The 20,747-nt window shown below is 61.8% G+C and carries 18 protein-coding genes; 4 read left to right on the plus strand and 14 right to left on the minus strand.

All coding sequences use genetic code 11. From position 1 onward, the window contains the following. Positions 1–653, plus strand: a 653-nt coding sequence (locus JWQ61_RS19300) for a tyrosine-protein phosphatase (protein WP_304361925.1), incomplete at its 5' end; no start/stop codon positions are given. Positions 654–782: 129 nt separating this feature from the next. On the opposite strand, the gene JWQ61_RS19305 is transcribed toward JWQ61_RS19300, so the two are convergent. From JWQ61_RS19305 to JWQ61_RS19320, 4 genes are all read right to left on the minus strand, one after another. After that, the gene (locus tag JWQ61_RS19305; protein WP_304361926.1) at positions 783–2,864 is read right to left on the minus strand and encodes a M13 family metallopeptidase; all 2,082 of its coding nucleotides are present in this window, start codon (positions 2,862–2,864) and stop codon (positions 783–785) included. A gap of 125 nt (positions 2,865–2,989) precedes the next feature. Further along, a complete protein-coding gene (locus tag JWQ61_RS19310; protein ID WP_304361927.1) occupies positions 2,990–5,680 on the minus strand; it encodes a M1 family metallopeptidase in 2,691 nt (896 codons plus the stop codon). Between the two features lie 214 nt (positions 5,681–5,894). Then, entirely contained in the window at positions 5,895–7,196 is a 1,302-nt protein-coding gene (locus JWQ61_RS19315; protein WP_304361928.1) for an ATP-binding protein, read from the minus strand. Positions 7,197–7,216: 20 nt separating this feature from the next. Beyond that, positions 7,217–7,915 carry a response regulator gene (locus JWQ61_RS19320; protein WP_304361929.1) on the minus strand — a complete coding sequence of 233 codons (699 nt, stop codon included), beginning with the start codon at positions 7,913–7,915 and terminating at the stop codon, positions 7,217–7,219. Positions 7,916–8,091: 176 nt separating this feature from the next. On the opposite strand from JWQ61_RS19320, the gene JWQ61_RS19325 reads away from it, so the two are divergent. After that, entirely contained in the window at positions 8,092–8,907 is an 816-nt protein-coding gene (locus tag JWQ61_RS19325; RefSeq protein ID WP_304361930.1) for a MipA/OmpV family protein, read from the plus strand. 24 nt (positions 8,908–8,931) lie between these two features. Next, the gene (locus tag JWQ61_RS19330) at positions 8,932–10,116 is read left to right on the plus strand and encodes an SDR family oxidoreductase (protein WP_304361931.1); all 1,185 of its coding nucleotides are present in this window, start codon (positions 8,932–8,934) and stop codon (positions 10,114–10,116) included. A gap of 83 nt (positions 10,117–10,199) precedes the next feature. Here the strand turns inward: JWQ61_RS19330 and JWQ61_RS19335 are convergent, their stop codons facing one another. From JWQ61_RS19335 to JWQ61_RS19380, 10 genes are all read right to left on the minus strand, one after another. After that, positions 10,200–10,445, minus strand: coding sequence for a GlsB/YeaQ/YmgE family stress response membrane protein (locus tag JWQ61_RS19335; protein WP_014007628.1), 246 nt, complete (start codon positions 10,443–10,445; stop codon positions 10,200–10,202). Positions 10,446–10,636: 191 nt separating this feature from the next. Next, on the minus strand, positions 10,637–11,176 hold the full coding sequence (locus tag JWQ61_RS19340) for a DUF3761 domain-containing protein (protein WP_304361932.1): 540 nt from the start codon (positions 11,174–11,176) through the stop codon (positions 10,637–10,639). Between the two features lie 345 nt (positions 11,177–11,521). Next, a complete protein-coding gene (locus JWQ61_RS19345; protein WP_304361933.1) occupies positions 11,522–12,547 on the minus strand; it encodes a TonB-dependent receptor in 1,026 nt (341 codons plus the stop codon). 72 nt (positions 12,548–12,619) lie between these two features. After that, positions 12,620–12,988, minus strand: a complete 369-nt coding sequence (locus JWQ61_RS19350; protein ID WP_304361934.1) for a DUF2946 family protein — start codon at positions 12,986–12,988, stop codon at positions 12,620–12,622. A 102-nt stretch (positions 12,989–13,090) separates the two neighbouring features. Next, positions 13,091–14,707: an alkaline phosphatase gene (locus JWQ61_RS19355; protein WP_304361935.1), complete on the minus strand. Its 1,617-nt coding sequence runs from the start codon at positions 14,705–14,707 to the stop codon at positions 13,091–13,093. Between the two features lie 178 nt (positions 14,708–14,885). Next, complete coding sequence (locus tag JWQ61_RS19360) at positions 14,886–15,458, minus strand: YceI family protein (RefSeq protein ID WP_304361936.1); 573 nt, start codon at positions 15,456–15,458, stop codon at positions 14,886–14,888. A 36-nt stretch (positions 15,459–15,494) separates the two neighbouring features. Beyond that, complete coding sequence (locus JWQ61_RS19365) at positions 15,495–16,067, minus strand: YceI family protein (protein ID WP_304361937.1); 573 nt, start codon at positions 16,065–16,067, stop codon at positions 15,495–15,497. A 41-nt stretch (positions 16,068–16,108) separates the two neighbouring features. Next, the gene (locus JWQ61_RS19370) at positions 16,109–16,633 is read right to left on the minus strand and encodes a cytochrome b (RefSeq protein WP_014007621.1); all 525 of its coding nucleotides are present in this window, start codon (positions 16,631–16,633) and stop codon (positions 16,109–16,111) included. A 254-nt stretch (positions 16,634–16,887) separates the two neighbouring features. Beyond that, positions 16,888–17,895 (minus strand): hypothetical protein, encoded by a 1,008-nt coding sequence (locus JWQ61_RS19375; RefSeq protein ID WP_304361938.1) that lies wholly within the window; start codon positions 17,893–17,895, stop codon positions 16,888–16,890. Positions 17,896–17,897: 2 nt separating this feature from the next. Further along, on the minus strand, positions 17,898–19,604 hold the full coding sequence (locus JWQ61_RS19380; RefSeq protein ID WP_304361939.1) for a SulP family inorganic anion transporter: 1,707 nt from the start codon (positions 19,602–19,604) through the stop codon (positions 17,898–17,900). 242 nt (positions 19,605–19,846) lie between these two features. Here JWQ61_RS19380 and JWQ61_RS19385 point away from each other — a divergent pair. Continuing rightward, on the plus strand, positions 19,847–20,747 hold a 901-nt coding region (locus JWQ61_RS19385; RefSeq protein WP_304361940.1), incomplete at its 3' end, for an NAD-dependent epimerase/dehydratase family protein.

The raw sequence follows: 20,747 nt of genomic DNA on the forward strand, positions 1-20,747 counted from the left end.
CCGGACGACTGCTGCGCGGCGCCAATCCGGGCATGGCGTCGGCGGCCGATATAAGCAAACTCAAGGACTACCGGCTGGACGTGGTGCTGGACTTCCGCACCGAGACCGAAAAACATTCAGCGGAGACGGCGTTTGCCTCCTCTTTCAACTGGATCGCCGATCCGGTCATGGTCGGCAACCTGTCGCAGGAAATACTGCTGCCGATACTGAAGAGCGGCGATCCGGACAGCAGCCGGCAGTTCATGATCGATTTTTACCGCGCCTTCCCGGTACGCTACCAGTCGCAGTTCAAGCGTTTCCTGCAGCGCGCGGAACAGAACCAGACCATGCTCTACCACTGCACGGCCGGCAAGGACCGCACCGGGTTTGCCAGCGCCTTGCTGTTGTCCGCGCTGGGCGTCGGCCACGCGGCCATCATCGCCAATTACCTGGAATCGAACCGCCACAACGCCATGGCCAACCCGCAGGTGCTGGCGCAGGTGTTCAAGGTTGAGTTGCCGCCGCAGCTGATCGCACCGCTGATGACGGTCGAGGCGGCTTACCTGGATGCGGCGCTGGCGGTGATCGATGAAGAATATGGCGGCATGGAGCGTTACCTGCGCCAGGTGCTCGAGATCGATGTCGAACGGGTTCGCAACAACTATCTTGTCTAGGCGACCCCGTCTAGGCGACCCCGTCTGGGCAACCCCGTCTAAGCGCGGATCCGGCGCCTGCTCTGGCCGCCAATAAAAAAAGCCACCGACAGAGTCGGTGGCTTCCGGATCGCAGCAATGACTGCGGTGTTACCACATCAGGACGCGTTGCTCCGGCGGCAGGTACATCTTGTCGCCCGGCTTGACGTCGAACGCGCTGTAGAAACCAGGCTGGTTGCCCAGCGTGCCGTTGCCGCGGAAGCGTGGCGGCGAGTGCGGATCGGTTTTTACATACACGATAGCCTGGGCGTCGCGCACCTTGCCGCGCCATACCTGGGCCCAGCCCATGTACAAGCGCTGGTCGCCGGTGAGGCCGTCGATCACCGGCGGCGTCTTGCCGTCCAGGGACAGGTGGTAAGCCTTGTAGGCGATGGTCAGGCCGGAGTTGTCCGCGATGTTTTCACCCAGGGTCAGCTCGCCGTTGACCTTGTAGCCGGGAACCGGGCTGTAGGCGCCGTATTGCGCCACCAGGGCCTTGGTCTTGACCGAGAATTTCTCATGGTCTTCCTTGGTCCACCAGTCGCGCAGGTTGCCGATTTCGTCGTACTGGCTGCCCTGATCGTCGAAACCGTGACTGATTTCATGGCCAATCACCGCGCCGATGCCACCGTAGTTGACTGCGTCGTCAGCGTTGGCGTTGAAGAACGGCGGTTGCAGGATCGCCGCCGGGAACACGATTTCGTTGAACTCCGGGTTGTAGTAGGCGTTCACGGTTTGCGGCGTCATGCCCCATTCGGTGCGGTCGACCGGTTTGCCGAGCTTGTCGATGTTGCGCTTGAATTCAAACTCGCGGGCGCGGATCACGTTGCCGACCAGGTCGTCGCGCTTGATGCTCAGGGCTGAATAATCGCGCCATTTGTCGGGATAGCCGATCTTCAGCATCAGCGTCGACAGTTTCTTTTGCGCCTGCTTCTTGGTGTCGGCGCCCATCCAGTCGAGGCCGTCGATGCTGTGGTTGTAGGCGGCGATCAGGTTGGCCACCAGCTTTTCCATGCGCGCTTTATTTTCAGGCGGGAAGAACTGCTGCACGTAGAGCTGGCCCAGGCCTTCGCCGACGCTGGCTTCGACCACATTGATGCCGCGCTTCCAGCGTGGCTCGTTTTCCGGCACGCCGCGCAGCACGGTGCCCTTGAAGGCGAAGTTCTGGTCGACATACTGCTTCGACAGGTCAGAAGCGAAGCTGCTCAGCACATGCCATTTGAAATACGCTTTCCAGACTGGCAGCGGGGTCTTTTCCAGGATCTTGTCGAAGCCCTTGATATAGCTAGGCTGGCTGACCACCAGGTAGGTCACCTTGTCTTTCAGGCCGGCGCCGGACAGGTAGCCGTCCCACTCGTAATGCGGAGCCAGTGCATGCAGCTGCGCCAGTTCGACCCGGTTGTAGGTCTTGACCGGATCGCGGTTCTCGACCTTGGTCCATTGCACCTTGGCCAGTTCGGTTTCCAGGGCGACGATGCTGGCGGCATTTTTCTTCGCGGCCTTGTCGCCGGACAGCGTCAGCATGGTTTCGATATGCGCGCGGTACTTGGCCAGCGTGTCTTTCAGCTTGGCGTCGTCGGCTTTCAGGTAATAGTCGCGGTCCGGCAGGCCGAGGCCATTTTGGCCGAGGTCGGCGATCACCTTGCTGGAATCCTTGGCGTCCTGGTGGATGCCGATGTCATACGGCGCATTGACGCCGATGCTGTTCAGGTGGGCGATCAGGCCAGGGATCTGTTTCTTGTCCTTCAGAGCATCGACTTTGGCGAACTCGGCATCCAGCGGCTTGGCGCCGAGTGTTTCCAGCGCCGGCTCATCCATGTAGCTGGCGTACAGGTCGGCGATTTTCTGCTGGTTGGAGCCGGGCGTGATGTTCTTCTCCGCGCTGACCGCATCGACGATGGTGTGCAGCTGGTTCAGGGAGTTTTCACGCAGCTCGTAGAACGCGCCCCACGACGATTTGTCGGCGGGGATTTCGGTTTTCTTGAGCCAGTTGCCGTTGACATAGCTATAGAAGTCGTCCTGGGGGCGTACCGCCAGGTCGGCGTTCTGCATGTCGATGCCGCTGGCCAGCGGCGACGCTGGCGCAACGATGGCGGCAGCCACGGTGCGTGGGGTCTGGGCAAAACTGGCGGTGGAGCTGGTATAGCCTGCAACCAGTGTCAGCACTGCTGCACAAATCAGAGATCGTTTCACGAGTAAATAATCCTTATGAGAAGTCATCGGAAAAAACAGCCTTGTAAGGCATTCTAAAAATCGGGTTAACGCAGGATCAAAGCTCAGCTTATACGCCAAAATGCAGGCGTTTGCTCAGGCCGGGATCAATGCAGGATTGCCTCCGGATCCTGTTTGTCGCGCAAAGCGGTGCACAGCAGGGCTTTTTCACGGGTCTGCGCCAGGCCGCGTTCGGCGCCAGGCAACTGTTTCAGCAAAGGCTGGAAGAAGGTCGTCAGGCGGTCCGCTTCGCGCTGCGAACAGCTGTCGCCGGCCACCAGCCCAGGCAGCTTGCCGCCGGACGAATCGCCGCTGCGCTTGATCAGCTGTGCATGGTTGGCGGTAAACCATGTCCACATGGCGTCGCGGCCTTCGCCGTCTTCCCGGCTGGCGTACAGCAGGGTGCTGATTTCGCCGACCTTGACGCGCGGATCGAGCGCCAGGTTGCGGGCGCGTTCGGCGCTGCCGGCGGCCGTGGCGGAACCCAGGCCGGTCAGGATCGCCATGCGTTGCGCCGGTTCGCTGGTGCTGCCGAGCGCCTTGATCAAGACGTCGATGGCGCTGTCGCCGCTATCCTGCGTGCTGACCGCCAGCACCGAACGCAGCAGGTCAGGATTGGCTGCCGCCAGCTTGAGCTGGCCGTCGGCATTCGGCTGCAGCGCTTGTTTGCCTTGCGCCAGCAGGGCCTGGCGTACTTCCGGCAGTTTCATGTCGAGCGCCAGGAAATTCGCCAGCGAGGCGCGCAGCAGCGCATCGTCCTGGCTTTCATTGGCGCGGCGCTGGTAACCGAGCTGCTGCAGGCGCGGCAGGTACATCTGGCGCGCCAGTTCAACCAGGCGTGCCTGCTGGGCCGGGTTGCGGGCTTCGTGCCTGGACAGCCATTTGAGCGTCGGGATCAGCGCTGTCGCCACTTCGCGCGTGTTTGACTGCGCCAGGCGCGGAGCCGCGGCCAGCACGGCGGCGGCATCCAGGGCGCCGCTGTCGAAACCGGCGTTGACGGCATCGGCGTAGGCCAGCTGTTCAGTATCCGGCAATTGGCCGAGGCTGGCGGTCAGGCGCGCCAGGTCGTCACGCGCCATGTTGAAGCGGTAGTAGCCGGCGGCATCCGCATTCGGCATATACCAGCTGCTGGCGGATGCGCCTTGCAGCACCATCTTGCCTTGTTCCTGGTCCAGCAGTTCGCATTGGGTCTTGGCGGCGCCGTCGGCGACGCCATAGCGTACGCATACCGGAATGCCCCACAGGCGCTTGGCTTCGCCGGTCGAACCGAGCGGCAGGTAGCGCTGCTGTTTCAGGTGCAGCACGGCCTTGCCGTCTTCCCAGCTGAGGCTGGTGTCGACCAGCGGCACGCCGGACTGGTCGAGGAAGCTTTGCATCGCTTTCGCAAAACGCTGGTCCTTGCCGGAAGCCTTGGCCAGCGCCGCCACCAGGTCGTCCGCGGTGGCGCTGGAGAACTGGTGCTGCTTGATATACGCGCGCACGCCCTGGCGGAAGGTTTCCGCGCCGAGGTAGCGTTCGAACATGTTCAATACGGCGGCGCCTTTCTGGTAGGTGATGCCGTCGAACGCCGTCTCGATATCGCCGTTGCCGGTGATCGGCTGGCGGATGCGGCGCACGCTGACCAGGCTGTCGCTTTGCATCGCATAGCTGGCGCCGCTGATCAGTTCCAGGTCGGCGCGGTATTCTGGGTGCAGCTGGCGCGTGATCTTGCTTTGCATCCAGGTAGCGAACGCTTCATTGAGCCACAGGTCGTCCCACCATGGCATGGTGACGGTGTCGCCGAACCATTGGTGCGCCAGTTCATGGGCCGTGACATTGAACGAGCCGCGCACGTTGTGCGCCGGCGAGTTGGCGTCGAGCAGCATCAGGTAATCGCGGAAAGTCACCAGACCCGGGTTTTCCATGGCGCCGGCGGCAAAGTCAGGCGCCGCCAGCAGGTCGACCTTGTCGAACGGGTAGCCGAAGCCGAAATAATCTTCCAGCGCAGTGATGATTGCCGGCGTCTGCGCCAGCGCAGGCTTGATGCGCTCGCCTTCGCCGTGCGGCGCTATGCCGCGCAGCGGCGTTGCCTGGGGGCGCCATTTGGTTGCCGGAATTTCCGGTCCGTTGACCACATCCCACGGGCCGACGGCGAACGCCACCAGGTAAGTCGGCAACGGCCTGGTCGGGGCAAAGCTGAGCTTGTGCCAGCCTTTGTCGAGTTTCTGTTCTCCGACCTGGCGGGTGTTGGCGACGGCAACCTGGTTTTCCGGCACGGTCAGGCTGAGCGTGAACGGCGTCTTGAAAGCAGGTTCATCGAAACCGGGGAAAGCGTAGCGTGCGCTGATCGCTTCCATCTGCGTGATGACGTAAGGCGCGCCCTGGCTGCTGACCTTGTACACGCCTTCCAGCTGTTGATTGAACGGCGCGCTGTATTCCAGCGTGACGCTGTAGCGTCCGGCCGGCAGCGTCTGGCCGAACTCGATCGCCGCCACGCCTTCTTTTTGCGCGGCTACCTTGTATTGCGCAGCGTAGGTTTTTTTCCGCTTGTCGGTCAGCGTGACCTTGCTGACGTTGAGATCCTGGCCGTGCAGCCACAAGTGATCGGCGGCTTGTTTCAGGTCGATGTCGATGGTGGCGCTGCCGCTATAGTCGGACTGTTGCGGATCGACGCGCAAGTCGAGCTGATAGGCCAGCGGCTGGGCCCAGCGCGGCAGTTTTCCCAGCGGCGCGGAATCGTTCGGGGTCGCCGCTGCGGCGTTGAACGATGCAATGCCAAGGGCGAGAGCGGCTAATGTGAAACGACGGGTAGTACACATCACAGATGAAATCCTCCCAAAATTGGTCTTGGGATTCTAGCGCGCGCCACGCTGATTCGCTAGGGAAATAGTATGAATAAAAAAAGCAAAAATGATTTCCCGATGCGCCCGGCGTGTTTAGTGCTTCCCCTGCGTGCGTGGCTGTCAGTTTGTCTTATTTGGAATAAGTAAAGGTGATAGGTGCGAGCTACCGACCTAACAACCACGCTTGCAACTAGGCTGGCAACTGAGCCTGCGCTTGCCGCCCCAGATTCAGCAGTGGAAAACGCAATACAAACATCGCGCCGCCCAGCTCCGAGCTGCCGACACGGACCGTGCCGCCCAGCCGGTCGGCGATCTTCTTGACGATCGCCAGGCCCAGGCCGTAGCCGCCGGTGGCGCGGTCGCGGCTGCGGTCGAGCCGGTAAAACGGTTCGAAAATCCGCTCGCGTTCTTGCTCGGGGATGCCGACGCCGTCGTCTTCGACAATCAGCATCCAGCTATCGACGCCGGGCTCCGCGCGCACCCTGATGGTGCTGCGGGCATAGCGCGATGCATTGCGCACCAGGTTGGAGAAGGCGCGGCCCAGGCTGCGCGGCTCGGTGACGATCTCTTTCAGCGTGGGGTCGATATGCCAGCTGATGGTGTTGCGGCGCAGGGCCAGTTCTTCGCTGGTGATGCCGGTGGCGGAGCGCAGGAAATCTTCCAGCATGATTTTTTCCCTGGGCTCGGCTAGCGACGACTGTTCCAGCATGCTCAGCGTCAGCAATTCGCCGACCAGGATATCCAGTTCTTCCACGTCCTTGCGCATCGCCTGTATGCGTTTGTGAGCGTTGTCGTCGTCGGTGGTGTCCATCAGGTTGACCAGGCCGAACTCCAGCCGCGCCAGCGGCGTGCGCAGTTCGTGCGAGGCGGCGTTGACCATGTCCCTCTGCGCCGTGATCAGGGCGCCGATGCGGTCCGCCATGTTGTTGAAGTAGGCGCACAGCTGCTTGATCGATGAATTCTCGGACAGCTTGGCGCGCGCATCCAGCGCGCCGTCGCCGAAGCGGGCGGCGGCGATGCGCAGTTTTTCCAGGTCGCGCCAGTGCGGCGTCAGCCATACCACTATCGCCGCCAGCATGACGCTGAAAATAACCACATAGGCAACCCATTCTATCCAGCCGCCAGTCTGCGGATGAACTTCCAGCAGGCTGCCGTCATCCAGCGTGATGTAGATGTTGGAGCGGTTGACGTCGCCTCTGCCGCTCCATGCCATGCCGTATTGCGCCAGGTCCTGCCGGGTCGCCGCCGACAGCGAGCGCATCTGATCTTCGGATACGCGGCTGTAGCGTTGCTGGTTGAGACGGTTCATGCTGTCCAGCCTGGCTTGCTGGGCGCTGTCCCGGACCGGCCCCAGGTATCCGCGCAGCAGCATCGCTTCGCTGACGTATTCGCGATGCATCTGGGTTGTGAATTGCGTCGAAAACAGATGGGGGAAACCTCTTTGCACGAAGATGATCGACAGGATCGACAGGACGGCAACGATTAAATACAAGCGTATCAGGATCCTTAGCATTATTCGTCCCAGGCGATAGGACTGAACAGATATCCGCGTCCCCATACAGTCTTGATCTTGCGCGGTTCGTTAGCGTCGTCGTCGAAGCATTTGCGCAAGCGTGAAATGCTGACATCGACTGTGCGGTCGAGGCCGTCGAAGCCGATGCCGCGCCAGCGCTTGAGCAGCTCGTCGCGGCTCAGGACTTTGCCGGCGGCCTGCACCAGGATCACGAACAGGTTGTAGTCGGCTGTCTTCAGATCGACTTCCTGGCCCTTCCAGCAAACCTGGCGCGCCGACAGGTCGATGGCCAGTTGGCCGAACTGCAGCTGCGCGCTGTGCGCGGGCTGGCCGCGCAGTTCCACCCAGCGCAGGATGACGCGCAGGCGCGCCAGCAGCAGGCGCGGTTCGACCGGCTTGAGCATGTAGTCGTCGGCGCCGATTTCGAGGCCGGCCACCTGGTCGAAAATGTCGGCGCGCGCGGTCAGCATCAGCACCGGCAGCGACGACGTCTTGCGGATGGCGCGGCAGATGTCCATGCCGTCCATGCCCGGCAGCATGAGGTCCAGCACCACCACGTCCGGCTGTTCCCGGGCAATCGCGTCCAGCGCCAGGTCGCCGCGCAGCACCAGCGTCACCTGGAAATCGTAGCGGCACAAGTATTCCGATATCAATTCGGCAAGGCGAGCGTCGTCTTCGATCAGTAAAACCTTCTTCATTTCGTTCTTCCCTCTTTTTTCCATGATAGCGCCGCCGCCAGGCGCCTGATGGGGCCATTACAAACAAACACATAAATGATACGGACTCGCACATTTTTCCCACCGTTGTCTCACAGACACGCGAGACGGGACTGCCGAGAATGTGCACTGGTTTCCTTTACCATCCGGAGAAAAATTTGAAACACCAGATCAAGTCAATTATCGCAGTCACCGTTTGCAGCCTTCTTGCATCGCGCATGGCGGCGGCGCAGCAGGTCGCGCCGAGCCAGCCGCGGTCCTGGCTGCAGGACACCAAGATTACAATCGGGCTTGGTGTCGGCGGCACGGCGCGTTATGCCGGCAGCGACGAGTATCGAGCGGTGCCGGTGCCGGTATTGAATATCGTTTCTCCCAGCGGCTTCTTCGTCGACAGCCTGCAGGGCGCCGGTTACCGTCACGATATCAGCGACACGCTGTTCGCCAGCGCCGCCATCGGCTACGGCGCCGGCCGCAAGGATTCCAACGACGGCTTGCAGCCCGGCTCCGACAAGCTCAAGGGCATGGGCGAAATCAAGGGCTCGGTGCTGGCCAACCTCGACGCCGGCGTCAAGCTGGGCCGCAGCGCCACCTTCTCGGTCGGCCTGTCGCAGCCGCTCAGCAACCGCGAACGCGGCATCAGCTATCGCGCGCAATTGAGCAGCACCGTGCTGCAGCTGGCGAAAGACAAGGTCAGCGTCAGCGGCACCGCCTATTTCGGCAGCGCCAAATACAACCAGGCTTTCTTCGGCGTCACTGCTCTCCAGAGCCGCAACTCAGGCTACGCGCAATACAAGGCCGAATCGGGCCTGAACGCACTGAATGCCTCGGTCGTGTGGACCCACAGCTTCAACCAGACCTGGTCGGTCTCCACCATGGTCGGCGCCACGCATTATATGCAAAAAGCAGCCGACAGCCCGCTGGTCCTGGCCAAGACCAACTACAGCGGATTCACCAGCGTCAATTATTCATTTTGAGCAGACCAAGACTGGTGACTCGACATGGTTTTTAACTTGTTCCCGCGCTCGAAACAGCTGCAGGAGGCTCAGGATATTCGGGCGCGGCTGCCGCAATCCGGACCGGTGTGCATATTCCTCACCGGCGTTACAGGATTTGTCGGCGGCGCGATTGCCGCGGCGCTCGCGGATACTGAAAATTTCAAGGAAATGCTTTTTCTGGTACGTGCGCAATCGGCAGCCGAAGGCGCACAGCGGGTGCGTCAATCGCTCGCCCGTTTCACCCCGCCGGGAGTGCCGCCGCCGCTGGTGCTGGAGCGCCAGGTCATCGTCGCTGACTTGAACGATGCGGATGCATTCTCGGATCCGCGGCTCGATGCCGTGAGCCATGTCATCCACAGCGCTGCCGTCACTTCGTTTGCTGACCGGCCGGATATCTGGACGGTCAATGTCGACGCCACCATGCGCCTGGCGGAACGTTTCTCCGAGGTGGCCAGGCTGCGCCGTTTCGTGTATGTTGGAACCGCAATGGCGTGCGGCGTCGCGCGCGGCGCCATCGTCACCGAAACACTGCGTTTGCCGCTTGAGCATGCGCACCTGGTGCCGTATACCGCCTCCAAGGCGCGTGCAGAAAATCAGCTGCGGGAACGTTTCCCGGAGCTGCCGCTGGTGTCGGTGCGGCCTTCGATCATCGTTGGCCATTCGTCGCTGGGCTGCAAGCCGTCGGCCAGCATTTTCTGGCTGCTGAAAGTGGTCTCTCAGCTGAACCGTTTTGTCTGTCCGCCCAGCGCTTACCTGGATATCGTGCCGGTCGATTATTGCGCCAGCACGATAGTGACGCTGACCTTGAAGCCGACGCTGGCTTTCCCGGTGTATCACATCTCGGCAGGACCGGGCGGCAGCAGCATGGTGGGCGAATTGCTGCAGGCGTTGCAGGGCATGGAAGGCGGCGCCCAAGGCCGGCCTTACGAGCGTGTAACGGAAGCAGCGCTGAAGCAGATGGCGCAGTCTTTCGGCGCCACGGCGAGGGGGACGGTCAATACCCGCATGCTGCACAAGGCATTGACGCTGTATGGCCGTTTTTCGCGCTTGAACTACATCTTCGACCAGCGCCGGATATTGAGTGAAGGATTACCGCCGGCGCCGTCTTTTCTCGACTACCTCGGCCGTTGCCATCGCAGTGCGCAGGCATTGCCGCTGAGGGAGCAAATGGCTTGCGACTTTAAATAGAGGCTTGTCGGCGTCCGGAAAAAGAAAAACCCGCATTTACGCGGGTTTTTTTGATACGTCAGTGCTGCAATCAGTGCTGCAACTCAGGCGCGCTTGATAAGCCGCAGAATGAACAGCAGGATCACGGCGCCTACAGTGGCCGTCACGATCGATGCAATCCAGCCGCCGCCAACCTGGATGCCCAGGATACCTGCCAGCCAGCCGCCGATGAAAGCGCCGACGATACCAACGATGATGTCGACCAGCACACCGAAGCCGCCGCCCTTGACCAGGACGCCTGCCAGCCATCCTGCAATCGCGCCCACTATCAACCAAGCGATAAAGCCCATGAGATTTCCTTTCAGAGTTGACCATCTTTAGACTACCCGGCAAGAGTAGCGTAAAAAGCATCAAAAATAGCGGCCCAATTGTTAAAGATAGATAAAACCGAAGCCAATTTTATCGGCTGCCGCACTGCCGGTTTTCATTCGCATTGGCCAGAAACGACAACGGGGCCAGCAGGCCCCGTTGCGCTCAGCTATCAGCCGCAGGCTTTGCCATGGTTGGCATGGTTGCCGGCCGCCTTGGCTTCCGCTTCCGTCATGTAAGAACCGGCCTTGGTCTTGCCATAGTATTTGCTGCCTTCGCAGTGATATACCTTGCTGGCGCTGTTGACCCAGACCTTGCCGGCGCCGCCGCCGGCTGCAAGAGCGGTGGCTGCGGCAGCCGGTTTGGCTGGCGCCATCGCGGCTGGTGCCGCAGCAGCCGGAGCTGCTGCTTTAGCGGGAGCTGGGGCAGGAGCCGCAGCTGGGGCCGGCGTTGGAGTTGCTGCCTTGGCTGGGGCAGGGGCCGCTGCTGCCGGGGCTGCTGCAGGTGCGGCGGCCGCTGGCGCGGCGGAATACCATTCTTTTACGCCCTTGTGGCCGGAGCAAGCGCCTTTCTTGGTAGCGTTGGAAGAATAGCTGCCGTCCTTGCACAGGCCGGTAGTGCCGGCTGGCGCCGCGGCCGGAGCCTGGGCGAAGCTGGCTGCCGATGTCAGTAAGGCTGCTGCAACTGCTGCTGAAATAAACAATGCTTTCATTTTATTCTCCATGGAGTTGGTGAAGCTCATGTGGCCTTGCAGCTGGCGCACCTTATGTATCAATCAATCGTATCAATCTGTCTACCGCAGCACGACTAAGCAATGTTGTGCGCCGCACCTGGCAATATGACCGAGGTAGGTGTTAAACGTCGTCGGATTGGATATGGCTGACATGACTATCGATACAATTGAAAACAATTGTGATATTTCTACCGCATACCTCCCGATTCATGCATTTAAGGCAACATCTGATTAACTGGATACATACCCGTTTATCGTTGATAAAGAACTAACTCATATCCGGGAAATAGCGCGAACCGCCCTTTGGCGGCCCGCGCGTGCAGGCTAGAGCGAGTAACGCATGCCCAGGGTCGCGGTATAGCGGGGAGCAAGCTGTACGCCGTTGACCTTCTGGTAGACCGGCAATTGCACAAAACCATACACAGAGATTTGCTGGCTGACCGGCACCGTCACTCCCGGGCTGAGATAGACCAGGGTGCCGCCGGTGCTGACGGTGTCGGCATCGGCGCCGGTATCGTGCAGCACGCGCCGCACATTCAGCTGGATTTGCGGCGTGAAATCGGCGTTGCCCATGTAACGTAGGCCCAGGTTCAGGTTGGCGCCGTCGCCGGGGCGGTACTGATCGCTGGAATTGAGCGCTTTCTGGACTATGCCCTGGACGAAATAATCCCAATCCTTGTTGAGCGTATCCATGTAGTAGGCGCCGAGGATGGCATCGGTGGTGCCGGTGCCCGGCTGCAGCCCGCGATCAATAGGCACCGGGCTTGGCGCGCCGGGATCGCTGGACATGGCGGTGTCGGTATGGCTGCCGGTCGGCAGCTTGAGGCCGAACATGAGGCCGAAATTGTGTTCCGGCGTAAAACCCTGGTAGCGGCCGATGAGCTTGAGATCGCCGATGCTGGACGTCCTCGAATCGTACTGGCCGCCGCCATCGCCTGGCGTAACGCCGTCCGAGGCTGTGCCCAGCGTGCTGTGGCTGCGCAGGATGTAGGGTAGCTGCAGGCTGACGCCCCAGTCGGGATTGATGCTGTAGTCGAGGCCCAGCGTCAGGTAATTGTTGCGGGTATATTTTTCGACTTCCTGCGGATCGCCGTTATTCGAAATCCTGCTGGCGGCGCCGGGCGAAATCGTGCTGCTGCCGCTGCGCAGCTGATTCTGATTCAGGTAATCGTAGCGGATATCCATTTTCAGCCCCGATGAACTGCCGATACCGAGGTTGTCCCAGTCGGAGCTGAGCGTGCAGCCGCAACTGGCGCAAGCCAGGGCAGCATGGGGAAACAGTGCAATAACGGAAAACGCGGCAAGCGGCAGTACTGCTGGCCGGATGCGGCGGCGTGATGGCGTAGCCATGGCGTTCCTTGTTCAAGTTGTTGGGCGTAAGGGCAAACTCCCGGGCATGGAAGCTTGCGTCAGCTGACAAAATCAAGAAAAGGCAGGCGGGCCGCGCGATTGCGGAGTGAGCCAGACGACACTGGCGTACGGAGTGGATAAAGCGGGCGCCAGGTCGACGCCGGCGCTGGCAGGGGCTTGCCACAGACCCGGGCTGGGCGGCAGGCCGAGGTCGGCGGCATGGATGAAACACAGCAGGCAATGGCCTTGATGGTCCTGGTCTGGCGCCGCCGGGCTGTCCGGACCTGGCGCCTTGACGTGGCCGGCAGTGCTGCACAGTTCGCCTAGTCTCAGCGGCTGCCCATGGGCGGCCGGCAGCAGCTGCACCACGCTTGGCAGCAATGCTGCAAACATGGCCAGGCAGACGGCTAGCTGACGCAAGGAACGAGGCAGGTGGAACATGGGCGCGCATCACGGGTTGGCAAAGTCAGCCGTATGGTAGCGCTTCACCCGGGCGCGGGCAAGCCGGCAAACCCTGTTGGCGCCGGGCCAACAGGGCGTTTGCTAAACCTCGGGATGGAGGTCGACCTTGAACAGGTCCTTGCCGTCGATATCGTGCAGGGATACCGTCATGACCTTGCTCCTGGCGTCGATCTTGCCGACGCCGAAGAATTGCAGCAGTTCGCTGGGAGGACGGTTCTGTTTCATGTCGGCAGGAATGCTGACGTAGCGCACGTCGGGGCCGAAAGTGCGGTCGATCTCGCCCGGACCGAAAGTGCCGGCATGCAACGGGCCGCCGACGAATTCCCAGAACGGCTTGAAGTCGGTGAAGCTGGCTTTCTCGGGCATGTAGTAGGTGGCCGACGCGTAGTGCACATCGGCGGTGACCCACACCACGTTCTTGATGTCGTGCTGCTTGATGAACTTGAGCAGGTCGGCTACTTCCAGCTCGCGTCCGCGCGGCTTGCCGTTATCGTTGTTGGCCCAGGCTTCGAACGTACCTTGCGGCACATCCGGGTTGAGGTCCGGCACCACGATGGAAATCGGCATGTCGCTGGCGATCACTTTCCAGGTCGAGCGCGAGCGCAGCAAAGCCTGCTTGATCCAGCGCAACTGGGCGGCGCCGAGAAAAGCCGCGTCCTGGGTCAGGGCGCCCTGGCGGTTGCTGGAGTTGGCGCCGCGGTAGCTGCGTTCGTCGAGCATGAACACTTCCAGCAGCGGGCCGTAGTTGAACATGCGGTAGATCCGCTCGGGATCGCTGGGTTCGATCCGGAACGGGTTGTATTCGAACATCGCGCGCTTGGCGTTGACGGCCAGGGTCGACAGGTCGCGTTCCTGGTAGCGCTTTTCCGCCGCGCCGATTTTCTGGCCCGGATACCAGTTGTTGCGCACCTCATGGTCGTCCCATTGCACCAGGAACGGCACTTCCGCGGCGAAGCGGAGCTTGTTGGCGTCCAGCAGGTTATAGGCAAAATTGCCGCGATAGTCGTCCAGCGTTTCCGCCACCTTGGATTTGGCCGGCGTCACCAGGTTTTGCCAGAGCGTGCCGTCGTCCAGCCTGACTTCCTTTTCGATGACGCCGTCGGCGTAGATCTGGTCGCCTGAGTGAATGAAAAAATCGGGTTTGAAGCGGCGCATCGTTTCATAGATCCGGTAGCCACCCCAGGCCTCGTTGATGCCCCAGCCCTGGCCGGCCTCGTCGCCGGAAAAGGCGAAGGTGATATCGCGCTCGGCGCCGCCCGGGATCAGCAGGCTGCCGCTCAGCGGTGCGCTGTAGACCGACGGATTCTGGATGTCCTGGAAACGCACGCGGTAAAAGACGGTTTGTCCGCTGGGCAGGCCGGTAAGGTCAACCCTGGCCGAGTAGTCGCTGCCGGAAAGGGCCAGCGGCCCTTGCAGCGTATGCGCATCCTGGAAATTTTCGTTGCTGGCGTACTCCACCACCATACGCGAGGGGCGGTCGGCGCGGCTCCAGATAATCGCCTTGTCGCGCGTAATGTCGCCGCTCATCACGCCGCTGGGCAGCTGCGGCCGCAGCCGGTCCGAAGTAACCAGGGCCGGCGCGCCGCTCTGTGCGATGGCCATGTGCAGCGGCGCACCGGTCAACAGCACGCCGGCGCCGGCAGCGGCGGTGCGCAGGAAATTGCGGCGTTTGGAAGCAGGGGGATTGCTGGAGGACATGGCTTGCTCCGCGAAATGGAAAGCGAAGCCAGGATTTTATCGGGCCAGTGTTACAAGACGATGAATTACAGAGCGACAAATTGCAAGACGATGAATTACCCGTTTCATGCCCGGAAATGAAAAAAGCCGAGCGGTGACATACCGCTCGGCTTCATGCCAGCTGCAGGCTGTAACCGGATCAGTTGCTCTTGATGCCTTCGACCTGGATCGCCAGCTTCACTTCCGGCGAGAACATCGGCAAGCCGTAGGTGATGCCGAAGTCGCTGCGGTTGAAGGAGGCGCTTGCATCGGCGCCGCAGACTTCGCGTTTCAGCATCGGATGCTGGATGCACTTGAACGAATTGATGGTCAGCGTGACCGGCTTGGTGACGCCGTGCAGGGTCAGTTCGCCGTCGACCGCGACCGGCTTGTCGCCGTCGAATTTGACCGAAGTGCCTTTGTAGGTCACGTCAGGGTATTTCTTGACGTCGAATATGTCCGGGCCGGATGCATGTTCGTTCATCTTGGCATGGCCGAAATCGAGCGAGCTTGCATCGATGCGGATATCGACGGAACCGGTCTTGGCGGCCCGGTCCAGCGTCACGCTGCCGCTGGTCTTTTCGAATTTCCCGCGCCAGAAGGAGATGCCCATGTGGTCGGCGGTGAAGCTCGGGTAAGTATGGTTGGGGTCGATGGTGTAAGTGTCGGCCGCCGCGAATGCACTGGCTGCGCTGGCCGCCAGCAAAGAGGCGATGATGAGTTTCAGTTTCATTATTGATTACCCTTTGGATGAGAGAAAAATACGCTGTTAGTTTGCTACGAGGTGAAACTTGATGACGATTTCGTCTGCCACCATGCTGGTGTCTTTCCACTCGCCTTCACCGATATTGTAGGTGAGGCGCTTGATCGGCAGGCTGCCGTCGAAGACTTGCGCGCTGCCTTCTTTCTTGACGCTCAGCGGGAAGCTGACATCGGTGGTCTTGCCCTTGATGGTCAGCTTGCCGGCGACGTCGTATTTGCTGCCGGCCGGCGCGCCGGCGCTGGCTTTGATCGAGCTGGCGACAAAACTGGCCTTGGCGAACTGGGCGGCATTGAACCATTCTTTCTTCAGCACTTCTTTATTGTATTCAGGATCGCCCAGGTCGAAGCTCGGGATGGCGATGTCGACGCTGGCTTTGGCGGCTGCAGGCTGGGCGCTGTCGAAATCGATCTGCGCCGTGAACTGCTTGAACTTGGCTTCCACCGGTACGTTCATTTGCTTGAACACGATGGTGACACTGCTCTTGGCCAGGTCGGGTTTCAGGGGAGCGGCGACGGCCGGCAGGCTGGCGCCGAGGGCGAGCAGGCCGATGGCGGTGGTGCGCAACAGAAAATGGGTCATGGAGTATTCCTTGTGATGGAGAGGTATGTTCAAGGGTATGTTCAAGGCAGCATACGTTTCAGCACGCCGTCGCGATCGATAAAATGGTGTTTGAGCGCCGCCAGCACATGCAGGGAAACCGCGCCCAGCATGATCATGTTGAGTGTGTAATGGACCAGCTTCAGGACCGGTTTCAGGTCCGGATTCGGCGCTATCAGCACCGGCATCGGGAACAGGCCGAGATAGGTCACCGGCACGCCGGCGGCCAGGCTGTAGAAATAGCCCGAGATCGGCACTGCAAAAATCAGGATATACAAGAGGATGTGCAGGCCATGCGCGGCGCGCTGCTGCCACGGCTGCATGCTGTCCGGATAAGGCGGCGCGCCTTGCGTCTTGCGCCACAGCAGGCGCACACAGGCCAGCCCCAGCACGGTCACGCCCAGCCATTTGTGCCAGGAAAAATATTTCAGCTTGGTGGGCGTCAGGCCCGGGATGTCGACCATGGTCAGGCCGAGGGCAAAGGTGGCGACGATAAGGATGGCGACCAGCCAGTGCAGCACAATGGCGGGGGTTGTGTAGCGTTGCATAAATGTTGGCCGTGAATAAATTGATCAGAAGTCCGGAGACGCTACAGCACCGTGGTATTTCACATGACTGTCACCTGCCTGGCTGAGACTCGTAAAGCTGCAATGAGTTTCAAGCATGCGATATCATTCTGCTAATTTGCCAATCGATTCGCTATAGTATCGGAAATTCTTAAACGCCGTTGCCGTGTGCCCGCGCGCAACGGCGCTTGCTGGCTCGGCTGGCGGTTCACTCGGCGGCCTACTCAACGGCCTGCTTATCTGCGGCGATAAATGCTCTCTTTGGATGGCGGCCCGTTCATGTCGTCTTGCCGGCTATAAAGTGAAATTGCGATCTTGCCGGGCTCCAGCGCCGGCGAAAGCTGCAGCCGGTCGACTGGGACGCCGGAGATCACGCACTGGCTGTCCGGAGCCAGCTGCAGCCGCACCCGTGCATTGCTGCTGTCCAGTATCGACAGCCTGGCGCGGTTGCAGTTGATGGCGTCGATGGCGTTGGCGTAGATCGCCACCGGGTCGCCCTGGTTGATGTCGGCATAGGGTGAAGCCGTGGCGCTGGTCGGCAGCCAAGCTCCCAGCGCCCATGAAGGGATCGCCAGCGGTGGCAGCGGAGGAGGTGGCAGTGGCAGTGCTGGTACGACATCCGCCGGCGCCGGATCTGCCGCGGGGGGCGCTGCAAGATCCGGCGGCGCGCCCGCCGCCAGGACAGCCTCTTGCGCTGTGAGTGCCGGCATCGGCGCGGCTTCTGCCGGTGATTCCGAAACCGACGGCGGCGTCACCTGCTGGGCTTGGACGACATATGGCGCGGCAGCGAGCAGGGGCGGATGGGTGTCGGCCGGCGCGGGCGCCGCCAGCACCACCGGCGCCGCCGGTGCGCCTTGCGGATTTGCCGCGGCATTCATGCCGAGCAGGGCCGGCAACAGCTCCATGGCGGCCTGCCTCGACATGGCGACCCGCAACTGCGGGGTGTCGACCACGCTTTGCACATGCGAAGTGCTGACCGCCTTGCCATCGATGACCACGGTCAGGTCTTGCTCCAGTGCGGCGCCGCTGGCCGCGGCCATGCGCTGCTGGGCGTCCTGGCTGAGCGTGATTTCCAGCGCAACCGAATCCGGGTTGGCGTTATAGGTATCCTTGATGGTCAGGCTGATTTCGGTGAAATCGCGCTGAGAGGAAAAGGCAATCTCTGCCGCATCCGCTGCTGCCGCGGCAGCGATCGTCAATGCGGCGCACAGCGAGGCCGCCAATGTTTTCCAGCATGCACGCATGGTCATTCTCCGGGTCGGGTTTCGATAATTTGGTTGGCAGCCTGCTGGCCGGCTCGCGCCAGGTGCACCGCTTCCGCTACGCTCAGCGCGCTCAGGGACGCCAGCGGAAAGCCGGGGGCGACTGCATTTTTCATGATGTCATAGACCGGATCCTTGAGGCGCGCCAGTAACAGGCGCAAGCCGCGGCTGCCGGCGAAAACGAAAAAGTCATGCAAGCCTTCCAGGCTGGAGCTGTCCAGGTCGGGCGATTCTTCCAGGCTGAGGATCACGGTATGCACCGGCGCTGCCGCCGCCAGGATGTTCTGGCGCGCCTGGCCCAGGATGCGTTCGGCATTGGCGAAAAACAGCGGCTCGTTCGGGCGCAGGATCATGACGCCGGGCACCGCCTGCGCTTCCGGGTGGGTGCGCAGGTTGACATAGTCGTGGCCCTGTCCGAGCTGGCCCAGCACCGAGATGGTCGATTCTGAAAACTGGCGCAGCATCATCAGCAGGCTGATCGCAATCGAGGCCAGCAAGCCGTCCAGCACGCCCAGCAACAGCACGGCGATGACGGAAGCGATCACCACCAGGCGATCGCGGCGCCACAGGAAGTAAGGGCGAAAGATGGCCGGGTTGAGGGTATGGCCGACGGCGTGGATCACGATTGCCGCCAGCACCGGTTCCGGCGTCAGGGCAATCGCCGGCAGTAAGGTCAATACAATCGCCAGCATCACCAGCGCCGCCACCCAGCCCGACAGGCGCGAGGTGGCGCCGGCGGCTTCGTTGGCGGAGGTGGCGGAATAACCGGCGCCGACCGGCATGCCGTGGAACAGGCCGGACAGCAGGTTGGATGCGCCCAGCGCCAGCAGGTCGCGGTTGGGCGCCACCGGGTCGCCGTGCTTGATGGCGAAGCTGCGGATGGCGCCATACGATTCGGCGTACAGGATCATGCCCATGGCGAAACCCAGTTCACCCAGGCGCAGCCAGTCGGCGCGCGACAGCAGCGGCAGCGTCGGCGTCGCCAGCTGCAGGTGGATGCTGCCGACCAGGCCGACGCCGTACTGGGTCAGGTGCAGCCACTGGCCGGCGGCAACGCCGATGACGATCACCAGCAGCGCGCCCGGCAGCCGGCGCAGGCGTGCAAACAGATACAGCAACACCAGCGCCGCCGCCATCACGGCGACGCTGATCCAGTTCCAGCTGGCGATCTGCGCCGCCAGCTCGGGGATGAAGCGGGTCATGTCGGTATGTACCGGATGGACCCCGACCACGCCGGCGAACTGTTTGAGAATGATGACCAGCGCCAGGCCGAAAGCAAAACCGCGCAATACCGGTTTGGCGATGAAATCGGTGATGCCGCCCAGGCGCGCCAGCCCGGCCAGCAGGAAAAACAGCCCGGTAACCATCACCAGCCCGATTGCCAGCGTCATGCGCAGGCCGGTGTCGCCGTTTGCCATGGATGCCGTGGCCGCCGCCAGCACCGCGGCTGACGAGGAGGTGGCGGAGACGATGGCAAAGCGGCTGCTGCCGAACAGGCCGTAGCAGAGCAGGCCGGCGAACAAGGCGATCACCCCGGTCTGCGGCGGCAGGTTGGCGATGCTGGAATAGGCTACCGCCTCCGGCAGCAGCAGGCCGGCGATCGACAGCCCGGCTACCAGGTCCGCCAGGTATGCGCGTTTGGCGGCCGGCGGCGGGTTCAGGTCGGCATGTTGTGATGGTGCAGCGCTCATGCGCCTCCGAAGGTGGATATGGGTATCCTGGTTTATGCTGTTGCGACGGCCGGTGATCCGGCGGTCCGGCAATCCGGTAAGCAGCTTCGGACCGGACCTGCCGCGGCATTTTTCACGGCAAACGATTGTTATTGATTTTAAGTCAAATATCCTTTGTTGTTGCAGGCATTTTTCCCAGGAAACAAAACGCGCATAGTGCTGCATCGGACCACTGTTTTCCCTCTGTCAGAAAAGGATGCAAGATGCAGGTATTCATTACAGGAGCCGGCGGTTTTATCGGCGGTTCCGTCGCCGCCCGCCTGATGCAGGATGGAATGGACGTACGCGGCCTGGTGCGGACCCAGGAACAGGCCGAGCGGCTGGCCGCGCGCGGCATAGTGCCGGTGCTTGGCACCCTGGACGATGGCGAGACATTGCGGCGTGAGGCCGGGCTGGCCGACGCCGTGATCAACGCCGCCAGTTCGGATCATCTGTTTGCGGTGCAGACCCTGCTGGATGCGCTGGCCGGTTCCGGCAAGGCGTTCATCCATACCAGCGGCTCCAGCGTGATTGGCGACGACGCGCGCGGCGAATGGGCATCGCAGCAGGTATTCAGTGAAGACACGCCGTACACTCCGGCGCCGGAGAAAGCCGCGCGCGCCGCGCTGGACCGGCTGATACGCGCTGCCGCCCAGCGCGATGTGCGTTCGGTCATCCTCTGCAACAGCATGATCTACGGCACCGGCAGCGGCCTGCATGCCGACAGCGTGCAGATCCCGCCGCTGGTGGCGCAGGCGCGCCGCAGCGGCATCGCCCGTTATGTCGGCAAAGGCCTCAACATCTGGTCCAACGTGCATATCGACGATGTCGCGCAACTGTATCTGCTGGCGCTCAGGGATGCCGCCGCCGGTTCGTTGTATTTCGTCGAGAACGGTCAGGCCTCGTATGCCGAGATCGTGACCGCGATTGCCGAGCGGCTTGGACTGGGCCCGGCGCAGCCATGGCCGGTGCAGGATGCAATCGACGAATGGGGATTTGGCCACGCGGTCTATTCCTTCGGTTCGAATAGCCGGGTCAGCTCGGCGCGGGCGCGCAAGGAACTGGGATGGCAGCCGCAGCACCGCTCGGTGCTGGACTGGATCAGGAACGAGATGCGGGTGGATT

Origin of the sequence: Collimonas fungivorans (genome assembly GCF_028292705.1) — a bacterium.
GTDB lineage: Bacteria > Pseudomonadota > Gammaproteobacteria > Burkholderiales > Burkholderiaceae_D > Collimonas > Collimonas fungivorans_B.

Bases quoted from the DNA above. Each gene is read 5' to 3' on its own strand.
- JWQ61_RS19365 (WP_304361937.1), bottom strand. From the start codon at position 16,067: ATGACCCATTTTCTGTTGCGCACCACCGCCATCGGCCTGCTCGCCCTC.
- JWQ61_RS19370 (WP_014007621.1), bottom strand. From the start codon at position 16,633: ATGCAACGCTACACAACCCCCGCCATTGTGCTGCACTGGCTGGTCGCC.
- JWQ61_RS19345 (WP_304361933.1), bottom strand. From the start codon at position 12,547: ATGGCTACGCCATCACGCCGCCGCATCCGGCCAGCAGTACTGCCGCTT.
- JWQ61_RS19320 (WP_304361929.1), bottom strand. From the start codon at position 7,915: ATGAAGAAGGTTTTACTGATCGAAGACGACGCTCGCCTTGCCGAATTG.
- JWQ61_RS19335 (WP_014007628.1), bottom strand. From the start codon at position 10,445: ATGGGCTTTATCGCTTGGTTGATAGTGGGCGCGATTGCAGGATGGCTG.
- JWQ61_RS19360 (WP_304361936.1), bottom strand. From the start codon at position 15,458: ATGAAACTGAAACTCATCATCGCCTCTTTGCTGGCGGCCAGCGCAGCC.
- JWQ61_RS19375 (WP_304361938.1), bottom strand. From the start codon at position 17,895: ATGCGTGCATGCTGGAAAACATTGGCGGCCTCGCTGTGCGCCGCATTG.
- JWQ61_RS19350 (WP_304361934.1), bottom strand. From the start codon at position 12,988: ATGTTCCACCTGCCTCGTTCCTTGCGTCAGCTAGCCGTCTGCCTGGCC.
- JWQ61_RS19330 (WP_304361931.1), top strand. From the start codon at position 8,932: ATGGTTTTTAACTTGTTCCCGCGCTCGAAACAGCTGCAGGAGGCTCAG.
- JWQ61_RS19310 (WP_304361927.1), bottom strand. From the start codon at position 5,680: ATGTGTACTACCCGTCGTTTCACATTAGCCGCTCTCGCCCTTGGCATT.
- JWQ61_RS19355 (WP_304361935.1), bottom strand. From the start codon at position 14,707: ATGTCCTCCAGCAATCCCCCTGCTTCCAAACGCCGCAATTTCCTGCGC.
- JWQ61_RS19340 (WP_304361932.1), bottom strand. From the start codon at position 11,176: ATGAAAGCATTGTTTATTTCAGCAGCAGTTGCAGCAGCCTTACTGACA.
- JWQ61_RS19380 (WP_304361939.1), bottom strand. From the start codon at position 19,604: ATGAGCGCTGCACCATCACAACATGCCGACCTGAACCCGCCGCCGGCC.